The sequence below is a fragment of the Streptomyces sp. NBC_00386 genome, assembly GCF_036063235.1.
In the GTDB taxonomy this organism is placed as follows: Bacteria; Actinomycetota; Actinomycetes; order Streptomycetales; family Streptomycetaceae; genus Streptomyces.
Map to the genome: position 1 here is coordinate 1,016,769 of NZ_CP107950.1, position 24,908 is coordinate 1,041,676.

Sequence of the window (24,908 nt, forward strand, 5' to 3'; positions counted from 1 at the left end):
GGGCGTGGCCGTCCGGGCGGACTCGGGCGGACTCGGGCGGACTCGCCGTACGCAGTGCGGGGTGGCGGCGGGGAGGGAGCGGGCCTCAGCCGCCGTCCCCGCGCTGCCGGGCGCCGGACGGCCGGAAACACGCCGTGACCGTCTTCCCGTGCCGCTGGCACTTCATGTCCCACTCGTCGGCGAGCATCCGCACGATGCCCACCCCGCGGCCGGACAGCGCTCCCGGCTCCGGGTCACGCTGGATCGGCGGTGTGGAGTCCTCGTCGTGGACACTCACGTGCAGGCAGTCGCCGTCCCAGGTGAGCACGAGATGCGCGTCGCTCCGGGCGTGGATGTGGGCGTTGGTGAGCAGCTCGGACACCGTCAGCACGACGGCGTCCACCGTCTCGGGCTCCTCCGCCGTCCACGCCAGGGACTCCAGGTGCCCACGGGTCCAGCGTCGTCCGGCGCTCACCCCTCCGGAGACCGGGAACGAGTGCGCCCAGCCCATCGCCTTGACCGCCATGACGCGACCTCGCTTCCGCCGGTGTCGTCCGTGCCCCCCGTACGGGTCGTGTACCCACGGGACATGCGTACAGTCGGCACCGTCACCGATCGCTTCGGCACATCGCGGCGGCCCTCCACGCCTGCCCCGCCGAGGAGTTCGGGCAGGGCACCCATGTGCTCGGAACGGAGCCCGGACGGCACGGAGGGAGTCGGTCCCGTGGAACGACCCGAACTCCCCTTTGGGGCGAACCCGCACGCGAAAGGAACAACGGGCCAACACTGTCCGTACTATCTGTAAGCCGGGGCATACGCACCACGTGCGGTCGCCCAGCCATGCAGCCCGGTCGACACCAACACGCCCTGCCCCACGGCACCTTCCCGGTGTGTTCATGTGCGACCGCGCATCGAAGAGAGGTCCCATCGTGCCCGACACCAAGACTCCCACCGAACTGACATCGCAGTACACGGCCCAGGTTGTCGCCGACCTGGAGCGCAACACCAAAGAGCAGGAGCGCATCGGTGGGGAAATGGAGGCACTTCAGGAGCAGTTGAACGCTCTGCGCCACGACCACGCCGTCCTGACCAACCTGCATCAGGCGCTGGGGGCCACGACCGCGCCCGTCGAGACCGGCCCCGAGCCGACGGCGGCGACCTCGGTGCCCCGTCAGAAGACTCCCGGCAAGTCCGCCGAGGGCAAGCGCCGGACCAGGAAGGCCGACAGCGCGAAGGCCACGACGGCGCGGACGTCCACGGCCAGGAAGCCCGCGGCCGAGACCGCCTCGGCACAGCCCACCCTCATCGAACTCATCCGCCGCTATCTCACCGAGCAGCGGGAACCGCGCTCCGCCGCCGAGGTCTCCACGGCGCTGGGCCAGACCCACCCCGAGCGTCGCATCCAGACCAATGTCGTCCGGACCACGCTCGAGAACCTCGTGGCCAAGAGCCATGCACACCGCGCCAAGCAGGGCACTTCCGTGTTCTACACGGCCGTCGACGCCGAAGAGCCGTCGCCCGGCACGGAACAGCCGGCGAAGGCGGAGACGAAGGCCAAGGCAGAGGCGAAGACGGAAAGCGCCTGAACGGATCGACCCCGGTTCGCCGTGCGGGACTTGCGCGTCCACACGGCCTCCCGGGCCCTGCGGGCGAACGGTCGGGCGCTCGCGAGGACCCTCGGCGTGTGTCCCGCGCGACCACGCACCACACCCCTTGATGCGCCCTCTCCCGAAGGCGGTCCCCGCCGCCGCGAGGACCTGACGAGGTCCCGCGGGAGCCGGTGAAGTCCGGTGCCGCGGCCGCGGCGTTCGCGCCGCGGCCCGCCGCCGTCCGATGCACGGGTCAGGCCGTCACCTTGGCGATGAACGCCGCGAGGTTCGCCACGGTCCGCTGGATCTTCTCCTCCAGCGTCAGCGACTCGCGCATCCGCCCGCCGGCGCCCGCGTCCCGCTTGCCCCGCACATACAGCGAACAGGCGAGGTCGCTGCAGATGTAGGCACCGACCGAGTTGCCCTGCTGCCCGGCCTTCCCCGCCTTGGGCGCGACCATCAGGGAGACGCCTCCGGTGTGGGTGGTCACACACATCGAGCACATGCTGCGCCGCAACTGCCCCACCGTCGCGCCGGGGCAGCGCAGCACGAGGCCCTTCAGACCGTCACCCGACTCGGCCACGACGTAGGCGCGGTCAGGCGCCTGGGGATCCCGCCAGCCGAGGTAGTCCAGGTCGTCCCAGGGCCGCTCCGCCAGGTCGCGCGGGACGGAGAGGCGCTTCGCCTCACCCTTGCTGCAGTTCACGAACGCGGTACGGATCTCTTGCTCGGTCAACGACTTCATAAGACTCACGGTAATTTGCCTAAAAGCTTTAGGCAAATGCATAATCGGTTACGCCGAGGGAGAGGTAGGGACATGGGCCGCGCGGGACTGAACGCCGAACGCCTCACACGGGCGGGGGCGGAGCTGGCCGACGAGGTCGGCTTCGATCAGGTGACCGTCTCGGCACTGGCCAGACGGTTCGACGTCAAGGTGGCGAGCCTGTACTCGCACGTGAGGAACTCACAGGACCTCAGGACCCGCATCGCCCTGCTCGCCCTGGACGAACTCGCCGAGAGGGGTGCCGCCGCGCTGGCGGGCCGGGCCGGCCGGGACGCGCTGACCGCCTTCGCGAACGTCTACCGCGACTACGCCAGGGAACACCCCGGCCGCTACGCCGCCGCACAGCTCAGACTCGACCCCGAGACCGCGGCGGCGAGCGCGGGCGTCAGACACGCGCGGATGATGCGGGCGATCCTGCGGGGCTACGACCTCACGGAACCGGACGAGACTCACGCGGTCCGGATGCTGGGCAGTGTGTTCCACGGCTATGTGAGCCTGGAGGCGAGTGGAGGCTTCAGCCACAGCGCCCCCGACTCGGGGGAAAGCTGGGCACGCGTCCTGGACGCCCTCGACACCCTGCTGCGCAACTGGCCCGCGCCCTGAGTCCGGCGCTCGGCCGACCAGCCGACCGGCCGGCCGCACCGACGGCCCGCGTTTCCCGTTCCCGTGCCGGACAACCGTCGACGCCGCCGGTGTCCGGCACAGGACCATCCGCCCGCAGTACCTGCCTCAGCGGTAGTCGGGATTCGGGGCGTCCGGGCGGCAGCCCGCGTCCCATCGCGAACGCTGGTTGCCGTGGGCGGGGATGCCGCCGGACCGCTTCAGCAGGGCCGCCATGTGCATCAGGTTCCAGGTCATGAAGGTGGTGTTGCGATTGGTGAAGTCGTTCTCGGGACCGCCCGAACCCGGGTCGAGATACGAGGGGCCGGGTCCCGCCGGCCCGATCCAGCCGGCGTCGGCCTGCGGCGGGATGGTGTAGCCGAGGTGCTGGAGGCTGTAGAGGAGGTTCATCGCGCAGTGCTTCACACCGTCCTCGTTGCCGGTGATCAGACAGCCGCCGACACGCCCGTAGTAGGCGTACTGACCCGCGGAGTTGAGCAGTCCCGAGCCGCTGTACAGCCGCTCGACGACCTGCTTGGTGACCGAGCTGTTGTCACCGAGCCAGATCGGCCCGGCGAGGACGAGGATGTCGGCGGCCATCACCCGCTCCTGAATGGCGGGCCAGTCGTCCGTAGCGAATCCGTGTTCGGTCATGTCCGGGTAGACACCCGGAGCGATGTCGTGGTCGACGGCGCGTACGACCTCGGTCGTGACTCCCTGCGCCTCCATGATCGCGCTGCTCTTGTCGACCAGACCTTCGGTGTGGCTCAGCTGGGGTGCCGGCTTGAGGGTGCAGTTGATGAACAGCGCGCGCAGGTCCTCGAAGCGGTACGCGTCGTCGGCTGCCGAGGTCGAAGGTGACTCGGTCACGGGTGACTCCTTGGTGCGGGGCCGCGGCGGTGCGGGCCGGGAAACGGGGGCGACTCGGTTGTCGGGTCCGGACGGTGCTCAGGGGCAGCGTCTCGTGTATGCCCCGGCTTGTCCTCGACCGACTCACGGGAACGCCTCGCACAGGGCGCGCATCGGAGTGTCACGCGCCGTGCGGATGCGGGCCGTACGCGGCAGGCCGGACGACAGGATCCAGTGCCCGGCAGGCAACGTTTGCCCGTCAAGGAGCGGCGTCATGGGGGCCCCTGCTTGAGCGAAGCCGAGAGCTCGGGGGAGCGTGCCGGGCGTCGCGACGGGGCGAACGTCGCCTGTCGGGACACTAGGGTGGAGGTCGTGACGACTGAACGATGGGAACTCGGCGGCGACTTGGGCGTCGCGCGCATCGGCTACGGCGCGATGAAGCTGACCGGCTGGCCGCAGGGCGAGCGGCCGGACCGGGACACCTCACTGGGCATTCTGCGCCGCGCCGTGGAGCTCGGGGTGAACCACATCGACACCTCGTACTACTACGCACGTGACGGGGTGTCGGCGAACGAGCTGATCCGGGAGGCACTGCACCCCTATCCGGACGACCTGGTGATCGTGACCAAGGTGGGCGCCCTGGTGGAGGGCGCCGACATCACCCTGCCCGCGGACCGGAAGACGGGCCTGACCGCCGGCAATCTGCGCCGTGGTGTCGAGGCGAACCTCAGCTCACTCGGCCTGGACCGGATGGACGTGGTGAACCTCCGGATGGGTGATGTCGGCGAAGCCGGCGGGGCCTCCCTGACCGAGCCGCTGGAAGCGCTGCTGGCGCTGCGGGACGAGGGCCTGATCCGGCATCTGGGCGTTTCCAACATCTCGGCCGACCAGTTCGCCGAGGCCCGCAAGATCGCGCCGATCTCCTGTGTCCAGAACCTCTACAACCTGTCCCAGCGCGGTGACGATCCCCTGGTCGACGCCTGTGCGGAGGCCGGCGTCGCCTACGTCCCCTTCTTCCCGGTCGGCGGCTTCCAGCCGGTCACCGCCGAGCACCTGGAGGCCGTGGCCGCCCGCCACCGGGCGACCACACCCCAGGTGGCCCTGGCCTGGCTGCTGGCCCGGTCGCCCAACATCCTCCTCATCCCCGGCACCGGCTCCCTGGCACACCTGGAGGAGAACATCGCCGCCGGAGCACTCGAACTGACCGCCGAGGACCTCGCCGAACTGGGGTGACGGACACCCGGCGATCCGTTCCCCGCCGCCTGCAACCGAAGCGGCCCCGATCGTGTCTCACAGCACACGACTGGAGCGCGGGGGCACCGGAATGCCTCACGGGTCCCACGTCCCGGGGAGGCATGGGTCATGAGCGGTTGGGCGGTACCGGGCTACACCGAGTCCCGCGAGCTCGGTTCGGGGGCGAGCGGACGCGTCGCGCTGGCCGTGCACGAGGAGACCGGCCATCCGGTCGCGGTCAAGTACCTCAGCGAGTCGCTGCGCACCCGTCCGGGCTTCGTGCAGGAGTTCCGGGCGGAGGCGCGGCTGCTCGGCGGGCTGCGCAGCGACCATGTGGCCGGCCTCTACGAGTACGTGGAGGGGCCCGAGGGCGCGGCCATCGTCATGGAACTGGTGGACGGGGTGTGCCTGCGGGCCCTGCTCGGTCGGCAGGCTCCCCTCGATCCGGAAGCCGCCCTCGTCCTCCTCAAGGGCTCGCTGCTCGGCCTCGCCGACGCCCACCGCATCGGCGTCGTCCACCGTGACTACAAGCCGGAGAACGTCCTCGTCCGCACCGACGGCACGTCGAAGCTCGTCGACTTCGGGATCGCCGCCACCGACGGCACCACGGCCGGCATCGCGGGCACGCCGTCGTACATGGCTCCCGAGCAGTGGACCGGCGCCCCCGCCTCACCCGCCGCCGACGTGTACGCCGCGACCGCGACGTTCTTCGAGTGCCTGACCGGCCGCAAGCCCTACACGGGCCAGAACCTGGCCGAACTCGCCCTCCAGCACGTGGACGGGCCCATCCCCGCCGACGAGGTCCCCGAGCCTGTCCGCTCCCTCGTCCAGCGCGGCCTCGCCAAGGCTCCCGGCCAACGGCCCGCCCACGCCGAGGACTTCGTCGCGGAACTCGAGGCCACTGCCGGCGGCGCGTACGGCCCGGACTGGGAGGAGCGCGGCCGCCGGCGACTCGCGGCGCTCGCGGCCCTGTGCCTTCTGCTGATCCCCTCCGCCCCCTCCGTGCCGCGCCACGCCACGGACGCGGCGCGCACGGTCCTCGGCAGTGCACCGGACTGGCTCCGGGCCTGGCAGCCGAGTCTCCGCGCGCTGCTCGTGTCCGGGGCCGCGCTCGTCGCGGCCCTCCTGCTGACGTACGGCGTCGACCGGCACGCCCCGGACTTCGGCACCCCCCGAAGGGCCGCGGAGGCACTGGCCACCACCAGCGCGCAGCCGACCGGTGACAGCGGCCCCACGGCGACGGCGGACCCCGGCTCCCCGACGCCGTCCTCCTCGCCGTCCGCGTCGGCTCCGCCCTCGCCCTCCGGTTCGGCCACGGACGCCACCGCGCAGCCGTCGGCGTCGGCCTCGGCGTCCGGTTCGGCGTCCGCGTCGGCCACCGTGGCGCCTCCGACGCCACCGCCCACGACGACGTCCGAGCCCACCACGACGTCCCCGTCGCCCACCCTCACCGTCAACGTCAAGTCCGTCACCTTCGGCGAGTTCCGGCAGACGGGCACGGCGACCGCGGCGGCGACGGCGACCGTCACCACTGACGGCACCGGGCCGGTCACCCTCACGGTCGCGTGGTTCACGGGTGAGGTCAGCGGGCAGGCCGGAACCCAGGACGGGGCGGCGGAGACGTACCGGCGCAGCGGTTCGACCCAGTACACCATCGCCCTCGACCACACGTTCCAGGGAGCGGGCTGCTACTGGGGCGTCCGGGCCGGCACCCAGCCGGCCTCCGCCGACGGCGGCGCCTGGCAACAACTCCTGACCCGGCGGTGCTCCCTGCGATGAACGACGACTCCGGCGCCCCGGGCGCCCACTCCCCCGACGACGACTACAGCGCGACCGTGCTGGGCAGCCACTGGATCCAGCGGCCGGACTCCTCCGACACGCTTGCCCTCACCGGGAGTTCGCCCACCGTCGCGCTGTCGGACGCCGAGGCCGGGGCCGTCGCGCCCGACCGGGTCGAGGGCACCCTGCTGCGTTTCGGCCCCGGCGTGAACGCCGACACCATGCGCCGGGTCGCCGTGACTCCCGCGGCCGTGCCGGTTCGCCGCCGGACCTGGCGCCGGCACGCGCTGCCGGCCGTGGTGCTGCTGGCCGTCGCCGCCCTTCTCCTGTGGCATCGCTCCGCGCCGTCCCTCGGGGTGGAAAGCGTCGCGGTCGGCGCCGGATCGCCCTCGCCCGGATGCGACGAGACCGCCGACATCACGGGCGTTGTCACCACCAACGGCAGTCCCGGCGAACTCACCTACCGCTGGGTCCGCAGCGACGGCACCTCCTCGGACGTCCTGCACGAGGATCTGACGCGTCACCAGAAGCGGGCGACACTGCACTTGTTGTGGACGTTCCAGGGCGACGGCAGCTACGCGGCACGCGCCGAGCTGCACCTGCTGTCGCCGGTGCGCCGCACGGTGTCGACGAAGCTCACGTACCACTGCCCGTGACGAGGCCGGGCATCCGCCCGGCGGCGTGACGGCGACTTCACACGCTCGACGGTGTGCAGGCGCTCAGACCGGTGACGTAGTTGAGCTGGGGGCCGTAGCCGGCGAAGGTGGCGATCGCCCGGGGAAGCAGGGTGCGGCACGGGGCGCCCTGGCCGTCGGTGTACTGGACGGTGACGTCCACGGTGGTGTCGCAGTCGTTGACGACGGTCGTGTAGCGCCAGTCGCTGTAGTAGTGGACGCAGTCCGGAACGGGTGTCGCGTCGACGGCATCGCCCGCGAGGACCCCCTGACCGGCGTCTCGCGCGGCGGCGGGCGCCTCGGCGGCACCCATCAGGCCCGCGATCGCGACGGACAGTCCCAGAGCCGTCCTGAGCCCGCGCGGATGGATGAGGCGGCTGGTGGTGAACATGGAGGCGTCCTTCGGGTCGGCGAGAGCGGCGGCCGTGGAGCCGTGCTGCGTGCCACCTTGCAACGCCTGCAAGAATTGCGCAAAGTCATGCAACACCTTTCAGTCGATGGTGAACTCTCAACCGAACAGGTGCCGTTCACGAAAATGTCCCGACCTGGGTCTTGCGCCCCCTCCGGTACGACCTGTGCGCGGGGCCGGCCCGGTGGCGGTGGGACCGCGGGTCGGCCCGGTGCGGGCCGGCCGGGTGGTCAGCCGCGAGACCTGCCCTGGTCCCGTCGGCCCTGCCGGGGCTGGGGGCGGCCGTGTCCGCCGGTACGGCGACGTGACGGTGCAGGGGGTGCGTCCGCGCTGTTGAAACCGGGGCCGCTCGGGGCGCTGAATCCGCCGGGGACCACGGGAGCGGCCGCGGGGGCACCGGCGGCGGCCGTCGGCGCGGAGGGCGTGGACGGTGTCCGGGTGTGCGGCACCGCGCGGCCCAGGACGCGGGTGTGCGTCATCAACGGGGCGCAGGCGGCGCAGACTTCCATCAGGTTCCACACCTGGGCAATGGCCGGATCATGGCGCAGCACCAGCAGCACGCTGCCCATGCAGTGCACCTGGCTGCCCTCGTGGGAGGCGCACTGCGTCTGCCGGCAGGCGCAGGCGGCGTCCGCGTGCACGGTGGCCGCGCGGGCGTGGGCCCCGATGTGGGCCTCGGCGAAGCGGCGCAGCGCGGCGAGGTCACGGGACCGCGGCGGCATGGCGCAGGGAGAGGAGCAGGTGACCGACGCGGTGCGGTCGCTGTGGCCGGAGATGCGGACGGTCCACGTGCGTCCCGGACGTCGCGCGGCAGGAGATTCTGAGTATGGGAGGTCCAAGACCGGCAGTCCTTCGGCAGTGGGATGTTCGCGCAGATGCGCATGGAGTTTCTTTACCCGCGCGGGCCGGTCCGTCATTCACCGGTGGGCCGCGAGCGTCCTCGAATCTTCGAGCGATGGCGTGCGCGGGCCCGGACTGCTGTCGTGCGGGGTTGCGATCTTCCCACAGCGGCGCGTCGGACGAGTTCGACCCGCCTGGGGCCCTTGAGGATAACCCCGCCGTGACGTGCGGGTCATCAGGGGTGGGCGCATCCCGCGCCCGCGATGCCGGCCCGCCGGGTCAGCGTCCGGGGCGGCCGCCCGTGACGCGGCTCCACCAGGAGCGGGTGGCGCCGAATCCGGTCTCGTGGGCCCAGACATGGGTGCACGAGGGGCACTGGAGGTGGAGCAGGCTTCCGGTGGTGGAGAGCAGGTAGCGCCAGTGGTCGGAACACGACCGCCGCTGCTCGCAGGAGGCGCATCCGCGGCTGTCGGCGCAGTTCGGGCAGGTCACCCAGGCGCGCCGCCCGATGTCCGCCTGCGGGTCAAGCGGCAGCACGGCCGTCTCCGCGCCGGGGAAGCACGCCGGCCGCGACGAGGTCGTCGTACACGCGCTGCTGCCGCTCGTCGAGACCGGAGTACAGAAGCGCGTACGCGGCCTCCTCCTGGCGCATCACCTCCAGGGGGTCCCAGTCGGGACCGAGTGCGGCCAGGACCTGGGCCTGCCGCTGGACCTCCTGGGCGGTGAGGTCGATGGAGAACTCGACCGGCCCGGAGGCGGGGTCGCTGGGGAGCGAGGGGTTCTGTGGGGCCATGGGAGAGAACTTAGGTATGCCTTTCTTGTCGGGACAAGAGGAGGTGGGCGAAGTCACAGCGAGTCCGAAGCCGGCGGACGCTTACGAGTCCCACACATCTCCGTCATCTGTTGATCACATCATCGGTATGCTCCTGGAGCTCCATCCGCACCACTGAGGGGGGATTCCTCATGCGTATCCGCAATGCCCTGGCCGTCACCGCCGCCGCTGCCGGCACGCTCGCCGCCATCGCCACGGCTCCGGCCCAGGCCACGGAGTACTCGTCCGCGCTGAAGATCAAGGGCGTCCAGTACGACGCGCCCGGCCGGGACTCCAACAGCTGCTCCAGCGGCAACAGCAAGAACGAGTACCTGACGATCAAGAACTACTCGGCCGGCACGACCGTCAACCTGAAGGGTTACGTCGTCAAGGACGCGACGGGCAACAAGTTCACCTTCACGGCGAACCACTACCTGGAGCCCGGGGACTACATCAAGCTCCGCGGCGGCCACGGCACGGCCTCGGACGCCGGCAACGTCGTCTACCGCCAGAACTGCAACTTCATCTGGAACAACGACAAGGACAGCATCTACCTGTACAAGTCGTCCGGCGCCCGTGCCGACGTCCACTCGTACACCAAGTCGGCCAACGACCGTGACGGCAACGGCTACATCTCGTACCACGGCTGAGCCGAGCGCCGGGGCCCGCTGACCGGTCCCCGTACGGCCGCCGGGCACCGTCCGCCCGGAGACGACCGCCCCGGGACGGAGCGACCGCGTGGTCGCTCCGTCCCGGGACGGAGCCGTTCCCGGCGTGACGCGGTCGCTCCGCCCGGGACGGGACGACCGCGAGGACCGGGGGCTTTCGTCCCGATCCACGCCGTGACAGGCCTGTCCGGGGCCATCGGGGGCAGACGGCCGTGGACCCGGGAGGAAGCGCGTCCCGGGCGGCAACCGGCCGCAGCGCGCTGCCCCTGGGAGTCCCCGATGCCGACCGCCGTACCGGACGGAGCCGCCGAAGTGACCGGCGGCCGCACCGAAGCCGTGGGCTCCACCCGCTCGTTCGCACTGCCCCGGGGCACCGGCCGGACCAGCGCCCGCATCGCCGCACTGACCGCGGGCCAGGCCGCGTCGATGGTGGGCCTCGGACTGCTGATCACCGGTCCCGCCCGCGGACTGTGGCCGCTGACGGCCGAGGACACGGTCAACGAGCGCCTCGAACAGGCCCGCACGGGCACCCTCACCACGCTGTCCTCCATCGCCTCGGAGGCCGGCAACACCCTCACGGTCGTCGCCCTCACGCTTCTGGCCTGCCTGGGGCTGCTCCTGATACCCCGCCTCCCGATGTGGCGTCAGGCGGTCTTCCTCGCCGTCGCCGTCTCGCTCCAGTCGCTGGTCTTCCTGGCCATCACCGAGTCGGTGGACCGCAACCGGCCGGACGTGGACCGCCTCGACGCCTCGCCGCCCACGTCGAGTTACACCTCCGGGCACACCGGGGCGGCGACCGCGCTCTACGCGGGTCTGGCGGTTCTCGCACTGTCCCGGGTCCGCGGGCCGTGGCGCAGGGTCGTGGCCGGGCTGCTGCTGCTCCTGCCGCTGCTCGTGGGCGCCGCCAGGCTCTACCGGGGCATGCACCACCCCACAGACGTCCTGGGCGGCCTCGTCAACGGCGGGCTGTCCCTGCTGATCGTGGGGCGCGCCCTGCTCGTCGGCCCGTCCGTGACCGCCGTGCCGTCCGGCGCACGCTCCGCACGGACCGTCGCCGAGCGTCCCCCCGGTACGACCGCCGTGATCCTCAACCCCACGGTGACCGACGAGTCCGAGCGCCACGAACTGCGGCGGACCCTCGAACGGCACGGCCACCGCGAACCCGTGTTCCTGGAGACCACCGCGGACGATCCCGGGGCCGGACAGAGCGCCCGCGCGGTCCGCGAGGGCGCGACGCTCGTCGTGGTCTGCGGTGGGGACGGAACGGTCCGCGCGGTCGCCGACGCCCTGGCCGGCAGCGGTGTTCCCCTGGCCGTCGTCCCCTGCGGCACCGGCAATCTGCTGGCCCGCAATCTCGGTCTGCCGCTCTCCCCGGTCGCCGCGCTCGAAGCCGCGCTGAGCGGCGGTCCGCGCCGGCTCGACCTCGGAAGCATCGAGGGCGACGGCCTGCCCGCCACCCGGTTCGCCGCCATGGCCGGGGCCGGGCTCGACGCCGCGATGATGGAGCACACCGATCCTCGCGCCAAGGCCGCCCTCGGCTGGCCCGCCTACGCGCTGGCCGGGTTCGGAACGCTGCGCACGCCCCGTATGCGGGTGACGATCCGGCTGGACGGGTCCCCCGCCTTCCGCCGCACGGCCCGCATGGTGCTCGTCGCCAACGTGGGAACCGTCCAGGGCGGGGTCACCCTGCTGCCCGCCGCCCGTCCCGACGACGGGCTGCTCGACCTCCTGGTCCTCGACCCGCGCGGACCCGGCGGCTGGCTGCGGGCCGTCCGGACACTGCTGCGCGGACGCGCCGCACCCCGGCGGCCGTCCGCCGCGAGCACCCTCACGGCCGAGGGCGACGACCGTCACGGGCTCCCCGTGGAGTTCTTCACCTTCCGGCGGGCCGAACTCACCTTCGACGCGCCGCAGTCCAGGGAGCTCGACGGGGATCCGGTGGACCCCGGCCGGCGCCTCACCGCCGAGGTCCGGCCCGGCGCCCTGACCGTCCTGCTGCCTTCCCAGGAGAAGTGATGGGTACCGCGACGAAGGTCCCGGAGACCCGTGCCATGTCCGGCGACGAGCTCTCGGCCGACGAGGCCCTGGCGTCGCTGCGCCGGTACGGCGGCTGGCCCCTGCTGCGCGACGCGTTCATCCGGTTCCGCTACGCCGACGGGTTCAGCCATTCCCGTGCGCTCGCCCTCCAGACGGTACTGGCCCTGATCCCGCTCGCCATCGCGTTCGTGGGCCTGTCCTCGGCGCTGCACACCGAGAACATCGGCAGAGTCGCCGAACTGACGATCCGCAGGATCGCCGCGGGCCCGAGCGCCGACGTCGTCGACGACGCGCTGCGCCGCAGCCGGCACACGGCGGGCGACGGGGCGCAGGTCGCCCTGTGGTTCGGGCTGGCCTTCTCCCTGGTCAACGTGACCACCGCGATGTGCCAGATCGAGCGCGGTGCCAACCGGATCTACGGCAACGAGCGCGACCGCGTGTTCCACCGGAAGTACCTGCGCGGCCTGGTCATGTCCCTGAGCGCGGGCATCCCGCTCGGCCTCGGTTTCGTCCTGATGGTGGCCGGCGGCGACCTGGCGTCCGCCGTCGTGACGGTCTACCACGTCGACGGGGGCGCCAAGACAGCCTGGGACATGCTGCGTTGGCCCTTCGGCCTGCTCCTCGCCCTCATCTCGGCCAGCGCGATCTTCCGCCGCTCGCCCCGCCGTCGCCAACCCGGCTACACCTGGCTGGCCTTCGGGGCGGCCGTGTACCTCGTGCTGTGGACGACGCTGACCTGGCTGTTGAGCCTCTATCTCGGGGTCAGCGGCACCTTCGACACGGTCTACGGCCCTCTCAGCGCCTTCATGTCGCTGCTGCTGTGGGCCTATCTGACCTCGATCGCCCTGTTCCTCGGACTGTCCTTCGCCGCCCAGCTGGAGGCCTCACGCGCACGGCGTCCCGGTCCGGTCCGACCCGATCCGGGAGTCTGAATGGCGGCGCGCGCGACGGTCCGGAACCTGAGGGACCGCCGCCGGGCGGCCGACCGACGGTTCGGCGCCCGGCTGCTCGGCTCGGCCGCGATGGCCGCGATCACGGCGGTGCCGTTCGGCCTGCTCCTCGTCCTGATCGAGGGCCGGTGGCAACCCCTGCGCCGGCTCGACGCGGGCGCCGCCCGCCGGCTGCACGAGATCGCCCTGGAGCATCCCGCCTGGACGAGCACGCTGCGTTTCCTCTCCGACCGCGTCTGGGATCCGGTCACCTTGCGCACGGCTGTCGCGCTGCTGACCGTCTGGCTGGTGTACCGCCGGGCCTGGCGCCTGGCCGCGTGGGCCGCGGTGACAGCGGTGGCCGGCGGGTTCATCGGGCTCCTGGTGAAGACGGTCGTCGAGCGGGCACGTCCGTCGCTGGAGGATCCGGTGGCGCGGGCGCCCGGGTTCTCCTTCCCGTCGGGCCACGCGATGACCGCCACCACCTCGTTCGCCGTGCTGCTGCTGGTTCTGCTGCCCATGGTGCCGCGCTCCCTGCGCGCTCTGTGCTGGGGCGCCGCCGTGCTCTCGGTCCTCGGCGTCGGCTTCACCCGCGTCGCGCTGGGCGTTCACTGGTTCAGCGATGTGCTGGGCGGCTGGCTGCTCGGTCTGACCGTCGTCGCCCTCACCGCCTGGGCGTTCGAGGCCTGGCGGGCCGACACGGGCAGGCCCCCCGCCGACGTCGGCGAAGGCCTGGAGCCCGAACTCACCGACGAACGGCCCGAAGCCGACGCCCCCGGAGGAACCGGGGAGCGGGCCGCCACATGACGGTCCGTCCGGGCGCGCCGCGCCTCGGCGCGGGGAGGTTCCCCCGATCGGCCTACAGGCCCCTGGTGTTCACCTGCCGGGGGCGGCGCAGAATGGCTCGACACCGATCCGAGGAGCCCTCATGATCTTCATCACCGTCAAGTTCAGCGTCCGCCCCGAGGACGCGGAGAAGTGGCCGGAGATCACGGCCGACTTCACGGCGGCCACCCGCGCCGAGCCCGGCTGCCTGTGGTTCGACTGGTCCCGGAGCCTCGACGATCCGACGGAGTACGTCCTGGTCGAGGCCTTCCGGGACGACGAGGCCGGGGCGTCCCACGTCCAGTCCGCGCACTTCAAGGCCGCCCAGCAGGCCCTGCCTGGTCACCTGACCACGACACCGCGCATCGTGAACATGAAGGTCCCCCAGGACGACTGGTCCCTCCTGGGCGAGATGGTCGTCGAGGAGCGGCCCTGAAGCCTGTCCGACAGCCGCCGCGGCACCGGGCGGGGGTCCCGGCCTACGGATTGAGGACGACCTTTCCGGCGACGGTGCCGGACTCGGCCAGTCGCAGCGCCTCGGCAGCCTCGCTCAGCGGCAGCTGGGCGGCGATCCGCGCGGTGACGTCACCGCGCTGGAGGGCGCCGAAGACCTGGGTGAGGTCGGCGTGCAGCCGGGCCCGGAACCGGGTCCGGGACAGGGCCCGCCCGGCCCAGATGTTGAAGAAGTACGCGTGGCGGCCGTTGGGCAGGGCGTTCCACAGCCAGACACGGCCGAGCAGCTTGAGCACGGGCCACTGCTTGGACCCCGTGTCGTCCCGGGTGGAGGCGCTGCCGTAGGAGACGAGCGTGCCGCCGGGAGCCAGCAGGTGCCACGAGTCGACGGCGCTGCGGCCTCCGACGTGGTCGAACACGGCGTCGACCCCGCCGGGCGCGAGTTCGCGTACGCGCGCCGCGACGTCCTCGGTGCGGTAGTCGACGGGGATGACGCCCTGTTCGCGCAGGGAGTCGTGGTGACGTGCCGAGGCGGTACCGATCACCTTGGCGCCGGCGGCGTGCGCGAGCTGGACCAGGACCGAACCGACGCCGCCGTTGGCGCCGTGCACGAGAACGGTCCGGCCCGCGCCGATCCGTGCCTTGCGGTGCAGCATCTGCCAGGCCGTGACGCCGTTGACGACCACGGTCTCCGCCTCCGCCGCCCCGACGCCGTCGGGCACCGGTACGACGTCGGCCGCCTCCACGCGCACATGACTGGCCCAGCCGCCGACCTTGACCAGCGCGGCGACCCGGGTGCCGGTCAGGCCCGGGTCGACCCCGTGGCCGGTGGTGAGAACCGTGCCGACCAGGTCGTAGCCGGGAACGAAGGGGAACGGCGGCTGGTCGTAGTACCGCCCGCGGCGCATCTGCTGTTCGGCGAAGGAGACGCCGGTCGCCTCCATCCGGACGACGACCTGACCGGGGCCCGCGACCGGCACGGCGCCGTGCCGGATCTCCAGCCCTTCCGGCTCCACCTTGCCCGGCAGGACGACCTCGACGAGCCCTTCGGCGTTCATGACGACCTCCACTGCACTCCGCGCGAGTTATCTACTATCGCTTTAGTTAGAAGCTATAACGCACGGGCGTGAGCGTCAAGAGCTTTCGTTATAGGTTCTAACTCGGAGGGTGCCGCCGGGCCCGTCGGCCCGCCACCGCCTCGGGTACGCGCAGGGATTACGGGGCGGATTCGGCCGTCCACTCGATGTCCGGCGGCACGACGCGGGCGCACCGCGGGTTTCCGAGCGCGTCGGTCAGCCCCAGCCGCCCGACGAGGAGACCTTCGCGCGCGGCGGCGTCGAGCACATCCGCGGGGACGGCGTCGAGCATGAGTTTGGCGCGACGGAACATGCTGAAGACACCCGCCTCGTCGACCGTGCCCCACGACAGATAGATGAACCGGTGCCCCAGGCGGTCCTGCACGTAGGGGCCCTTCAGTTCGATCCCCGCCGGCGAGGGCGCGGCCGTGCAGGGGAGAGTCCAGGTCGCGAGGGCGCCGTCGCCGGGCTGGGGATCGAGCAGTTCGGCCGGACGGTCACGGCGTTGCACCGCCACGTGGATGTTGTCGTACGCCGCGACGGTGCCGCGGCCTTCGGGGGCCGGGCAGGTGAGGCCGGGCAGGTCGTCGGCGTCGATACGGATGTGCATACGGGCCATCATGCCGTCGAACCGCCAGGGGGCACCCGTCGCGCCCGCGGCGGTTCAGTCGTCGGCCGGTTCTTCCGGACCGAGCGGGCGGCTCGAACGGACCGCGGCTTCGATCCGGTCGAGCTGGGCGGTGAGGATCTCCTCGAACGCGGCGCGGCGGTCCGTCCCGAGCGGGCGGATGTCACGGGCGAAGTGGGCCAGGGCCGGGAAGCGCTCGGGGTCGGCGCCGAGCACCGCCACGCGGAACAGCTCCAGGCCCTGTTCGCGCTCTTCGGGGCTCACCGTGCCGACCCCCGCCTCGGATGCGATCAGCGCGGAGACGAGGACCGCGATCCGGTGGTAGCGGGCCGGGATCTGTTCGTCGGGCAGTCCCGACGCGCGCAGCGCCTGCAGCGCCTCCTCCATGACCAGCCGGGAACCGGCGCCGCTCGACGCGTACCGCCCCCAGACCGCGGCGAGCTGGGGCTGCCGGCCGAAGGCGTCCCTCACCTGGAACGCCAGGGCCGTGATGCGCTGCCGCCAGTCGCCCTCCGCGCGGTAGCCGTCCATGGCGGTCAGGAGAATCCGGTCGGCGACCGCGCGCAGCAGTTCGGTCTTGCTGCGGAAGTGCCGGTAGAGGCTGGAGGAATCGGTCCCGAGGGCCGCGGCCAGCTTGCGCACGCTGAACGAGTCCGGGTCGCTCGTGCACAGCAGCTCGGCGGCCACGTCCAGGATCTCTTCGGTCGACCAACGCCTTCGGCCTGCCATCCCACTCCTCTCGCCACGTTTCAGCCTAGCCTATGCACTTGCTTATGCACTTGGTGTTGCACGCACCGCGTGCATAATGAGGACATGGACCTGCCGCGCGCCTCGACGAGTCGGGCCGGCAGACCACTCGTGCCCTGTTGTCCGGGGTCGGGCGACCTGAGCGGAGCTCGGCCCGGGGAAGCCGAAAGGACGCATGACGTGAACAACCCACTGGATCCCGCTGCGCTCGAAGCGGCCGTCGAGAACGTCCACCGCGCCGGCGTGCCGGGCCTGTTCGCCGAGGTACGGGACGGCGACCAGGTCTGGCGCGGCGCGGCCGGGGTCGCCGATGTCACCACCGGCCGCCCCGTCACCGCCGGCATGCGGCACCGGGTCGGCAGCATCACCAAGACCTTCACCGCCGCCGCGGTGCTGCAGCAGGTCGAGGCGGGCCGGATCGGGCTCGACACTCCGATCGGCCGATACCTTCCGGCGCTGGTTCCCGGCGGACGCGGCCAAGCCATCACGGTCCGGATGCTGCTCAACCACACCAGCGGCCTCGCCGAGTACCTCCCGTACGCCTACCCCTCACTCAAGGCGTACCCCTCCATCGCGGACACCGGGCCCCAGAGCCTGGACGACCACCGGTTCACGCGATTCGATCCCGTCGAGCTGATCGCGATGGGGGTCACGGCACCCGCGTTCGGCTCCCCCGGCGGTACTCCGGGGGTGTACTCCAACACCAACTACCTGCTCCTCGCCCAGCTCCTGGAACAGGTGACCGGCGCCACGGCCGAGCGGTGCATCACCGAGAACGTCATCGAGCGCGCAGGGCTCCGGGACACCGGACTCCCTTCGGGGCCCCACGTCGACGGGCCGCACTCACAGCTCTACGAGGCGTGGTTCGGCATGATCGACCCGCCCCGCGACTACAGCGTGTTCGACATGTCCTGGGTGGGGCCGTCGGCTTCGCTGATATCGACCCTCTCGGACCTCAACCGCTTCTACGGCCTGCTGCTGGCCGGGGAGATCGTCAGCCCGTCGTCGCTGGAGCAGATGCGCCGTACGGTCCCGGTCGTGTCCCAGGAGCTCAGGACGATCGACTACGGCCTCGGCCTGCATCCGATGGAGGGTCCCGGCCAGGCCACCTTCTGGGGCCATGGCGGCACGGTCTGGGGTGGTGGGGCGCTGGCCATGACCCGTGCCGACGGCGGGCGGCAGCTCGCGGTCGCGGTGAACACGCAGCGCTGGAACAGGCTCGACTCCTCCGGCCTGCCGCAGCCCCATCCCATCGACGAGGCCCTCGCGGCTCTCTCCCGGGTGGCGATGTACGGCTGACGGCGCCGTGTCGCGGTGACCACGGCGCCTCCGGCCCGAAGCGTGGTGTCAGCCGGACAGGGCCGCCGAGACCACCGCCTTCGCCTCGTCCTGCACCCGGCGCAGGTGATCGGCACCGAGGAACGACTCCGCGTAGATCTTGTAGACGTCCTCGGTGCCCGACGGACGGGCCGCGAACCAGGCGCTCTCGGTGGTCACCTTGATGCCGCCGATGGGCGCGCCGTTGCCCGGTGCCTCGGTGAGAACCGCGGTGACGGCCTCCCCGGCGAGCGTGTCGGTCGTGATCTGCGCGGGCGACAGCTTGGCGAGGAGGGCTTTCTCCTCGCGCGACGCCGGGGCGTCGATGCGCTCGTAGGCGGGCTCCCCGAAGCGCGAGGTGAGTCCGGCGTAGTGCTCGGAGGGCGTCTTCCCGGTGACTCCCGTGATCTCCGAGGCGAGCAGGGCCAGGATGATGCCGTCCTTGTCGGTGGTCCACACCGAGCCGTCACGGCGCAGGAAGGAGGCGCCCGCCGACTCCTCGCCGCCGAACCCGAGGGAGCCGTCGACCAGCCCGTCCACGAACCATTTGAATCCGACGGGCACCTCGACCAGCCGGCGGCCGAGGTCGGCGGCGACCCGGTCGATCATTCCGGAGGACACCAGGGTCTTGCCGATCCCCGTCCCGGCGGGCCAGCGCTCGCGGTGGGAGTAGAGGTAGGCGATGGCGGCGGCGAGATAGTGGTTGGGGTTCATGAGCCCGCCGTCGGGGGTGACGATCCCGTGGCGGTCGGCGTCGGCGTCGTTGCCCGTGGAGATCTGGAAACGGTCGCGCCGCTCGATGAGCGAGGCCATCGCGTACGGCGAGGAGCAGTCCATGCGGATCTTCCCGTCCCAGTCCAGCGTCATGAACCGCCAGGTGGGGTCGGTGAGCGGGTTGACGACGGTCAGGTCCAGCGCGTGCTGTTCGGCGATGCGCCCCCAGTAGGCGACCGATGCCCCGCCCAGCGGGTCGGCGCCGATGCGGACCCCGGCCGCCCGGATCGCGTCCAGGTCCAGCACCTGCGGCAGATCGGCCACGTAGGTGCCGAGGAAGTCGTGGCGACCGGTGCCGGGTGCGGCGAGCGCCCGGGCGTAGGGGACGCGCCGTACGTCCTTGAGGCCGTCCCTGATGAGTTCGTTGGCCCGGTCCTGGATCCAGGAGGTCGCCTCGGAGCCCGCCGGGCCGCCGTTCGGCGGGTTGTACTTGAAGCCGCCGTCGGCCGGCGGATTGTGGGAAGGGGTCACCACCACACCGTCCGCGAGGCCCTCGGAGCGTCCGCGGTTGTACGTGAGGATGGCGTGCGACACCGCCGGGGTGGGCGTGTAGCCGTCCGCGCTGTCGAGGAGCACGGACACGTCGTTGGCCGCGAACACCTCCAGGGCGGTGACCTTCGCGGGTTCCGAGAGCGCGTGGCTGTCGGCACCCAGGAAGAGCGGGCCGTCGATGCCCCGGCCGTCGCGGTACTCGCAGATGGCCTGGCTCGTCGCGGCGATGTGGTCCTCGTTGAACGCCGTCGCCAGGGACGAACCGCGGTGTCCGGACGTACCGAAGGAGACGCGCTGGCCGGGTTCGGCCGGGTCGGGGTGGAGCGCGTAGTACGCGGTGACCAACCGGGCCACGTCGACGAGATCCTCGGGGCCGGCCGGACGGCCCGCTCGCTCGTGCTGCATGTACCCGCACCTCCGCATCGGTGGTTCTTCGCTGGTGGTCTCATCTTTCCCCACCGGGCCGGGCGGCGGCACCGGGCCGGACGGCGGAACCGTGCCGCCGTCAGGCGTGGCCGTCCTCCTCCAGGGGAGGCGGTCTGGGCGTGGGATTCCCTGCGGTCAGATGTTCGAGGACCTCCACCAGTTCCTGGCAGGCCCGTTCCACGGAGCGTCTGGTGTTGCGCTGCTCGGTGATGACGGCGGACAGGAGGAGGGCCGTCAGGGCCATGGTTCCGTTGAAGGCCTGCAGCTTGATCATGACCTCGGTATGGCTCAGCCGGTAGAACGGGCCCACCTCCTCCGTGGCCGCGACGGTGGCCATGACCGAGGCGAACAGGGCACACACCATGCTGCCCGGGAGCTCGAATCGCAGGGCCGCCCAGATCAGCAGCGGATAGATCAGGAACAGCATGCTGATGGAACTGCGGGTGGCGACCGGCACCATGACGCCGGCCACGACGAGGATCACGGCGGCCTCCTTCCACCGTGTCAGTCGCATCGGGGCTCGTATGGCGTACAGCATCAGGATGACCGGGGTGACGATCAGGACGCCCATCGCGTCGCCCACCCACCACGCCAGCCAGACCGGCCAGAAGTCGCCCACGGCGAGTTTGTCCGTGGCCACCAGCAGGCCGACGTCCACGGTCGCACTGATCGTCATGGCGCCCAGGGCCGCCAGGAACACCAGGGCGAGACCGTCGCGGAACCGGCTGAGATCGGTGCGGAAGTGCACGGCGAGCAGCAGGAGGTAGGCGCAGACCGGAGCGACGGTGTTGCCCGCGACGATGCCCGCCGCGGAGAGCTGGAGCGAGGTGAACGAGGACAGGGACAGGACGACCAGGAGGGCCCCGATCGCGATCCCGAGCCACGCCTGGATCCCCAGGAGCAGCAGGGCGGCGACGGCCACGCCGGTGGGCGGCCAGATGGGCGTGAACACCGCTCCTTCGACAGTGAGCCGCCGCATGAGTCCCAGCCGCCCTGCTCCGTAGTAGCAGGCGGCGATCACCAGGGTCTGAAGGGCGCCGACGGCCGGTCGGCTCATCTTCTGTGCAGCCACCACAGAGTCATCAGACACCGCCGGGGCCCTGTCGGCGAGGCGAGCGCCGGTGTGCGGCGAGTGGCGGCGGGCGCGTCAGCAGCGCCGGACGGTGGGCGCGTCACCCTGAAGCGGACGACAGCCGCGTCCCGGAACCGGAAGGTGGCGCGTTACCGGAACCGGACGGCGGGCGCGCCGTGGCGGACCACGAGTACGGCCGCGTCGTCCTCGTGCCCCACGCGCTCGGCGCCCTTGATGACCGCGGCGGCCAGCGAACCGGCCGACAGACCCGCGACGGCCGCGACTCCGGCGAGCCGGACGACCTGGTCGAGGCCCTCGTCCACGTTCATCGACGGGCCCTCGACGACGCCGTCGGTCAGCAGGACGAAGACCCCGCCGGTGGTGAGACGGTGCCGGGTCACCGCGTACCGCGTCCCGGCCTCGATGCCGAGCGGTGGCCCGCCTTCGTCCTCGGTGATGCCGGACTTCCCGTCCGCTGTCGCCCAGACGCAGGGTATGTGCCCGGCCCGCGCGCTCTCCAGTACGCCGGTGACCGGGTCGAGCCGCATGAAGATGCAGGTCGCGAAGAGGTCGGAGCCGATGGACAGGATGAGGTCGTTGGTCCGGGCGAGCAGTTCCCCGGGGTCGCTCGTGACGGAGGCGAGGGCGCGCAGGCCGACCCTGACCTGCCCCATGAAGGCGGCGGCCTCGATGTTGTGGCCCTGCACGTCGCCTATGGACAGGCCGATGCGCTCGTCGGGCAGCCTGAAGGCGTCGTACCAGTCCCCGCCCACGTTGAGGCCGTAGCAGGCGGGCGCGTACTGGACGGCCACGTCGAAACCCGGGGCGGAGGGCAGGTCTCCCGGAAGCATGCCGCGTTGCAGCGCGATGGCCAGTTCGACCTGGGAGCGCTGGAACTCCGCGCGTTCACGTGCCTGGGCGGTCAGCGATCCGAGCCTGGCGAGCAGCTCGTCGTCGCCCGTCGGCGGCTTGCGGGACATCGACCACCCCGGAGAAAAGCCACAAGTGAAAGAAAAATCAAAAAAACATCTCTACCGGATGATAACGACCGAGGTGGCAAGGTCCGACATCGACGCTTCCCTGCCGACACCGCCCGACGGCTCGACAGGGGCACGGGCGGCGGCCAGGGATGACCGGAGCGAAGGGGAGCTGACGGGGCCAGGTCCGTCAGGCCGTCGGCCCAGGTCTCGGCCGGTGCAACCGTCACAGCACCGACAAGGCCCGCCTGTCCTCGGCTGACAGCCGCGCCCCGCCCGCGAGACAGTGCTGGACTGTTCATCCGCTTCATCGCGCGGGACGTCATACCCGGAGGACCAGGACGCTCGCAAGGGTGACGGGGAGACTGTGGGAAGTGGTAGACAGGGTGGTGCCCACCGTGACGGGCAGACCGGTGCCGCCCGCCTTACCCGTGAGGGTGAGACGTGTGCCGTTCGTGCCCGTCTTCAGCCCTCCCATGGCGGCGTCGGCGCCACCCCGCAAACCGGCGCACCGGCCTTCGCGCCCTTGCGCCGGCCCTTGAGGGAGGCGAAGAAGTTCCGGTACGCGGACTCCGCGTCGCGCAGGGACTGCTGGAGGACGACCGAGGAGACCTCACCCAGCCAGGACCGCCCTGGTGTCTGCTTGGCCCGGGTGATCAGTTTCTGGGACAGTTCAGCGGCCTTCGGGAACGGCTCGCCCGCCGCACGGGCGTCCTCGCGGGCACGCACGGCATCGTTGTACACGACCCGGGCGCACCCGACCGCCCTGGCCGGCGCGAGGCGTTGGCCCGGTTGCGGGTACAGCCTGAAGGCGTACCGAAGCTGCATATGGTGATCGTACGAACGAGCGCCGCCCACCACCAGCGAGAACGTATGCACGACCGGTACTCCCCTGACCTGAACCGGGGAGCGGAACGGGCCGGACGGAGTGAGGCGTTGCCCGGCTTCGCCGGATCGGACCGGGCGCGCCCGCCCGCGTCCTGTCATCCGCGAGCCGTAGCCGAGTGATACCGCGGTACTACGTGCCTCCCCTCGACCGGGCTCTCCGGTACCACGGATCCGGGACCGCGGGCTCCTAGCGTGGTGGGTGAGCAGTCAGGTGGGGGGCCTGCCCCCGAAAGCAAGGGACCATCGATGATCGAGGCACATCAGCTGACGAAGCGGTACGGCGAGAAGACGGCGGTGGACCGGCTGGACTTCGTCGTGAAGCCCGGCACCGTCACCGGCTTCCTGGGCCCCAACGGCGCGGGAAAGTCCACCACCATGCGCATGATCGTCGGCCTGGACGCGCCTTCCAGTGGCAGCGTCACGGTCAACGGCAGGCACTACGCCCAGCACACCGCGCCGCTCCAGGAAGTCGGCGCGCTGCTCGAGGCCAAGTCGATCCACCCGGGCCGGTCCGCCTTCGACCACCTCATGGCCCAGGCCTACACCCACGGCATCCCGCGCCGCCGGGTGGAGGAGGTCATCGAGCTGACCGGCCTCCAGACGGTGGCCAAGAAGCGCGCGGGCGCCTTCTCCCTCGGCATGGGCCAGCGTCTCGGCATCGCCGCGGCACTCCTCGGCGACCCGGCCACCGTCATGCTCGACGAACCGGTCAACGGACTGGACCCCGAGGGCGTGCTGTGGATCCGCAACCTGCTCACCGGGCTCGCGGCGGACGGCCGTACGGTCTTCGTCTCCTCTCACCTGATGAGCGAGATGGCCCTGGTCGCCGACCACCTGATCGTCGTAGGGCGGGGGCGTCTGCTGGCGGACACCACCGTGCGGGAGCTGGTCCAGCAGGCCGGCGGTGACACCGTCACCGTGGTCACCGACCAGGCGGCCCGGCTGCGCGAGGTACTGGCCGGCCCCGGCGTCGAGATCACCGGTGCGGCCGGATCCGAAGAACTTCAGGTGACGGGTCTGACCCCGCGGGCGATCGGTCTCAAGGCCGCCGAGCACGGCATCCCACTGTTCGAGCTCAGCTCCCGGACCGTCTCTCTCGAAGAGGCGTTCATGGATCTGACCCGCGACGCTGTCGAGTACCACGCCAGCGCCACCGTCGAGTCCTCCGGGAGGGCCGCATGAGCACCGTCACCGTCACCGACAGCCCCGCGCCCGCACCGGTGCGGGAGGCCCGTCCGACGTACAAGGTCACCGGGCGCCGTGTGCTGCGCTCCGAGTGGGCGAAGCTGTGGTCGCTGCGCTCCACCTGGATCACCCTCGGCCTCGGACTGCTGTTCCTCGTCGCGTTCGGCGTGATCGCCGCCGTGCACTACAAGTCCGAGCTCAACTCGGGCCACCCGATGCACCGCGACGACGTCGCGGCCACCGCGCTCAGTCTCTCCGTGTTCGGCACGAACTTCGCGCAGCTGGCGCTCGGTGTGCTGGGTGTGCTGATCACCGCCGGTGAGTACTCGACGGGCATGATCCGTTCCACGCTGGCGGCGGTGCCGCGCCGGCTGCCGGTGCTGTGGTCCAAGGCCTCGGTGTTCGGCCTGGTCGCCCTCGTCGTCGCCACCGTCGGCGTCTTCGTCGCCTTCACGATCGACAGCGGCATCGTCTCCGGCACCCCCGCGGCCCTCACCCTGTCCCACTCCGGCGTGGTCCGCAGCCTGCTGGGCGCGGGTCTCTACCTCGGTCTGGTCGGCGTGATCGGCACCGCCCTGGGCGCTCTGCTCCGCTCGGTCGCCGGCGGTATCTCGGTCCTGGTCGCCTCGCTGATGCTGGTGCCCGGTCTGGTCTCGCTGCTGCCCAGCTCGTGGCAGGACAACATCAGCCCCTACCTGCCGAGCAGCGCGGGCGAGTCGATGTTCGCGCTGACCCACGACTCGACCACCTTGTCGCCCACCGCCGGGCTCGTGGTCTTCCTCGGCTGGACCGTGCTCGCGCTGGCGGGCGCCGCCTACCGTCTCGTCCGCACGGACGCCTGACACACCGCGCACCGCACCTCACGAC

Annotated in this window: 26 protein-coding genes and 1 pseudogene; 13 read left to right on the forward strand and 14 right to left on the reverse strand. The window is 71.6% G+C overall.

Features of this window, described 5'->3' with window-relative positions:
• Positions 1–85 precede the first annotated feature (85 nt).
• Positions 86–505, reverse strand: coding sequence for an ATP-binding protein (locus tag OG780_RS04250; RefSeq protein ID WP_328444821.1), 420 nt, complete (start codon positions 503–505; stop codon positions 86–88).
• Positions 506–908: 403 nt separating this feature from the next.
• Here OG780_RS04250 and OG780_RS04255 point away from each other — a divergent pair, with 403 nt between their 5' ends.
• A complete protein-coding gene (locus OG780_RS04255) occupies positions 909–1,565 on the forward strand; it encodes a hypothetical protein (protein WP_328444823.1) in 657 nt (218 codons plus the stop codon).
• 256 nt (positions 1,566–1,821) lie between these two features.
• On the opposite strand, the gene OG780_RS04260 is transcribed toward OG780_RS04255, so the two are convergent.
• A complete protein-coding gene (locus OG780_RS04260) occupies positions 1,822–2,313 on the reverse strand; it encodes an FBP domain-containing protein (protein WP_328444825.1) in 492 nt (163 codons plus the stop codon).
• A gap of 72 nt (positions 2,314–2,385) precedes the next feature.
• On the opposite strand from OG780_RS04260, the gene OG780_RS04265 reads away from it, so the two are divergent.
• Positions 2,386–2,955, forward strand: a complete 570-nt coding sequence (locus OG780_RS04265; RefSeq protein ID WP_328444827.1) for a TetR/AcrR family transcriptional regulator — start codon at positions 2,386–2,388, stop codon at positions 2,953–2,955.
• Positions 2,956–3,081: 126 nt separating this feature from the next.
• Here OG780_RS04265 and OG780_RS04270 read toward each other — a convergent pair whose 3' ends face one another.
• Entirely contained in the window at positions 3,082–3,822 is a 741-nt protein-coding gene (locus OG780_RS04270; RefSeq protein WP_328444830.1) for a flavodoxin family protein, read from the reverse strand.
• A 414-nt stretch (positions 3,823–4,236) separates the two neighbouring features.
• Here OG780_RS04270 and OG780_RS04275 point away from each other — a divergent pair, with 414 nt between their 5' ends.
• The 3 genes from OG780_RS04275 (at position 4,237) to OG780_RS04285 (ending at position 7,469) form a co-directional block, all read left to right on the forward strand.
• Complete coding sequence (locus tag OG780_RS04275) at positions 4,237–5,034, forward strand: oxidoreductase (protein WP_443062298.1); 798 nt, start codon at positions 4,237–4,239, stop codon at positions 5,032–5,034.
• A gap of 129 nt (positions 5,035–5,163) precedes the next feature.
• Positions 5,164–6,813 (forward strand): serine/threonine-protein kinase, encoded by a 1,650-nt coding sequence (locus OG780_RS04280; RefSeq protein WP_328444834.1) that lies wholly within the window; start codon positions 5,164–5,166, stop codon positions 6,811–6,813.
• Positions 6,810–7,469 carry a hypothetical protein gene (locus OG780_RS04285; protein ID WP_328444835.1) on the forward strand — a complete coding sequence of 220 codons (660 nt, stop codon included), beginning with the start codon at positions 6,810–6,812 and terminating at the stop codon, positions 7,467–7,469. The genes OG780_RS04280 and OG780_RS04285 overlap by 4 nt, the downstream gene beginning before the upstream one ends.
• 37 nt (positions 7,470–7,506) lie before the next feature.
• Here the strand turns inward: OG780_RS04285 and OG780_RS04290 are convergent, their stop codons facing one another.
• The 4 genes from OG780_RS04290 to OG780_RS04305 form a co-directional block, all read right to left on the reverse strand.
• Positions 7,507–7,941, reverse strand: coding sequence for a hypothetical protein (locus tag OG780_RS04290; RefSeq protein ID WP_328444837.1), 435 nt, complete (start codon positions 7,939–7,941; stop codon positions 7,507–7,509).
• A gap of 185 nt (positions 7,942–8,126) precedes the next feature.
• Positions 8,127–8,735 (reverse strand): hypothetical protein, encoded by a 609-nt coding sequence (locus OG780_RS04295; protein ID WP_328444839.1) that lies wholly within the window; start codon positions 8,733–8,735, stop codon positions 8,127–8,129.
• A gap of 280 nt (positions 8,736–9,015) precedes the next feature.
• The gene (locus tag OG780_RS04300; protein WP_328444843.1) at positions 9,016–9,273 is read right to left on the reverse strand and encodes a hypothetical protein; all 258 of its coding nucleotides are present in this window, start codon (positions 9,271–9,273) and stop codon (positions 9,016–9,018) included.
• Positions 9,260–9,529, reverse strand: coding sequence for a DUF6400 family protein (locus OG780_RS04305; protein ID WP_328444845.1), 270 nt, complete (start codon positions 9,527–9,529; stop codon positions 9,260–9,262). Before OG780_RS04305 ends, OG780_RS04300 begins: the two co-directional genes overlap by 14 nt.
• A 170-nt stretch (positions 9,530–9,699) precedes the next feature.
• Here OG780_RS04305 and OG780_RS04310 point away from each other — a divergent pair, with 170 nt between their 5' ends.
• The 5 genes from OG780_RS04310 (at position 9,700) to OG780_RS04330 (ending at position 14,442) form a co-directional block, all read left to right on the forward strand.
• Complete coding sequence (locus OG780_RS04310; protein ID WP_328444846.1) at positions 9,700–10,197, forward strand: lamin tail domain-containing protein; 498 nt, start codon at positions 9,700–9,702, stop codon at positions 10,195–10,197.
• Between the two features lie 297 nt (positions 10,198–10,494).
• Positions 10,495–12,231: a diacylglycerol kinase family protein gene (locus OG780_RS04315; protein ID WP_328444847.1), complete on the forward strand. Its 1,737-nt coding sequence runs from the start codon at positions 10,495–10,497 to the stop codon at positions 12,229–12,231.
• A complete protein-coding gene (locus OG780_RS04320) occupies positions 12,231–13,184 on the forward strand; it encodes a YihY/virulence factor BrkB family protein (RefSeq protein WP_328444848.1) in 954 nt (317 codons plus the stop codon). Before OG780_RS04315 ends, OG780_RS04320 begins: the two co-directional genes overlap by 1 nt.
• On the forward strand, positions 13,185–13,988 hold the full coding sequence (locus OG780_RS04325; RefSeq protein ID WP_328444849.1) for a phosphatase PAP2 family protein: 804 nt from the start codon (positions 13,185–13,187) through the stop codon (positions 13,986–13,988). It begins immediately after the preceding gene.
• Positions 13,989–14,109: 121 nt separating this feature from the next.
• Positions 14,110–14,442, forward strand: a complete 333-nt coding sequence (locus OG780_RS04330; protein WP_328444850.1) for a putative quinol monooxygenase — start codon at positions 14,110–14,112, stop codon at positions 14,440–14,442.
• Positions 14,443–14,485: 43 nt separating this feature from the next.
• On the opposite strand, the gene OG780_RS04335 is transcribed toward OG780_RS04330, so the two are convergent.
• From OG780_RS04335 to OG780_RS04345, 3 genes are all read right to left on the reverse strand, one after another.
• Positions 14,486–15,517, reverse strand: a complete 1,032-nt coding sequence (locus tag OG780_RS04335) for a medium chain dehydrogenase/reductase family protein (RefSeq protein ID WP_328444851.1) — start codon at positions 15,515–15,517, stop codon at positions 14,486–14,488.
• A 157-nt stretch (positions 15,518–15,674) separates the two neighbouring features.
• Entirely contained in the window at positions 15,675–16,145 is a 471-nt protein-coding gene (locus tag OG780_RS04340) for a DUF5990 family protein (RefSeq protein ID WP_328444852.1), read from the reverse strand.
• A 54-nt stretch (positions 16,146–16,199) separates the two neighbouring features.
• Positions 16,200–16,892 (reverse strand): TetR/AcrR family transcriptional regulator, encoded by a 693-nt coding sequence (locus tag OG780_RS04345; RefSeq protein ID WP_328444853.1) that lies wholly within the window; start codon positions 16,890–16,892, stop codon positions 16,200–16,202.
• 198 nt (positions 16,893–17,090) lie between these two features.
• Between OG780_RS04345 and OG780_RS04350 the strand changes: the two genes are divergently transcribed.
• The gene (locus OG780_RS04350) at positions 17,091–18,209 is read left to right on the forward strand and encodes a serine hydrolase domain-containing protein (RefSeq protein WP_328444855.1); all 1,119 of its coding nucleotides are present in this window, start codon (positions 17,091–17,093) and stop codon (positions 18,207–18,209) included.
• A 48-nt stretch (positions 18,210–18,257) separates the two neighbouring features.
• Here the strand turns inward: OG780_RS04350 and pgm are convergent, their stop codons facing one another.
• The 4 genes and pseudogenes from pgm to OG780_RS04370 form a co-directional block, all read right to left on the reverse strand.
• On the reverse strand, positions 18,258–19,898 hold the full coding sequence (pgm, locus tag OG780_RS04355) for a phosphoglucomutase (alpha-D-glucose-1,6-bisphosphate-dependent) (RefSeq protein ID WP_328444857.1): 1,641 nt from the start codon (positions 19,896–19,898) through the stop codon (positions 18,258–18,260).
• Between the two features lie 100 nt (positions 19,899–19,998).
• Entirely contained in the window at positions 19,999–20,994 is a 996-nt protein-coding gene (locus OG780_RS04360) for an MASE1 domain-containing protein (protein ID WP_443062102.1), read from the reverse strand.
• Between the two features lie 146 nt (positions 20,995–21,140).
• Complete coding sequence (locus OG780_RS04365; RefSeq protein WP_328444859.1) at positions 21,141–21,971, reverse strand: PP2C family protein-serine/threonine phosphatase; 831 nt, start codon at positions 21,969–21,971, stop codon at positions 21,141–21,143.
• Between the two features lie 501 nt (positions 21,972–22,472).
• Positions 22,473–22,796 (reverse strand): annotated as a pseudogene (locus OG780_RS04370) (helix-turn-helix domain-containing protein); the annotation flags it as partial.
• A 306-nt stretch (positions 22,797–23,102) separates the two neighbouring features.
• Here OG780_RS04370 and OG780_RS04375 point away from each other — a divergent pair.
• Together OG780_RS04375 and OG780_RS04380 are read left to right on the forward strand one after the other, a co-directional pair.
• Positions 23,103–24,038, forward strand: coding sequence for an ABC transporter ATP-binding protein (locus OG780_RS04375; protein ID WP_328444860.1), 936 nt, complete (start codon positions 23,103–23,105; stop codon positions 24,036–24,038).
• A complete protein-coding gene (locus OG780_RS04380) occupies positions 24,035–24,883 on the forward strand; it encodes an ABC transporter permease (RefSeq protein ID WP_328444861.1) in 849 nt (282 codons plus the stop codon). The genes OG780_RS04375 and OG780_RS04380 overlap by 4 nt, the downstream gene beginning before the upstream one ends.
• Positions 24,884–24,908 lie beyond the last annotated feature (25 nt).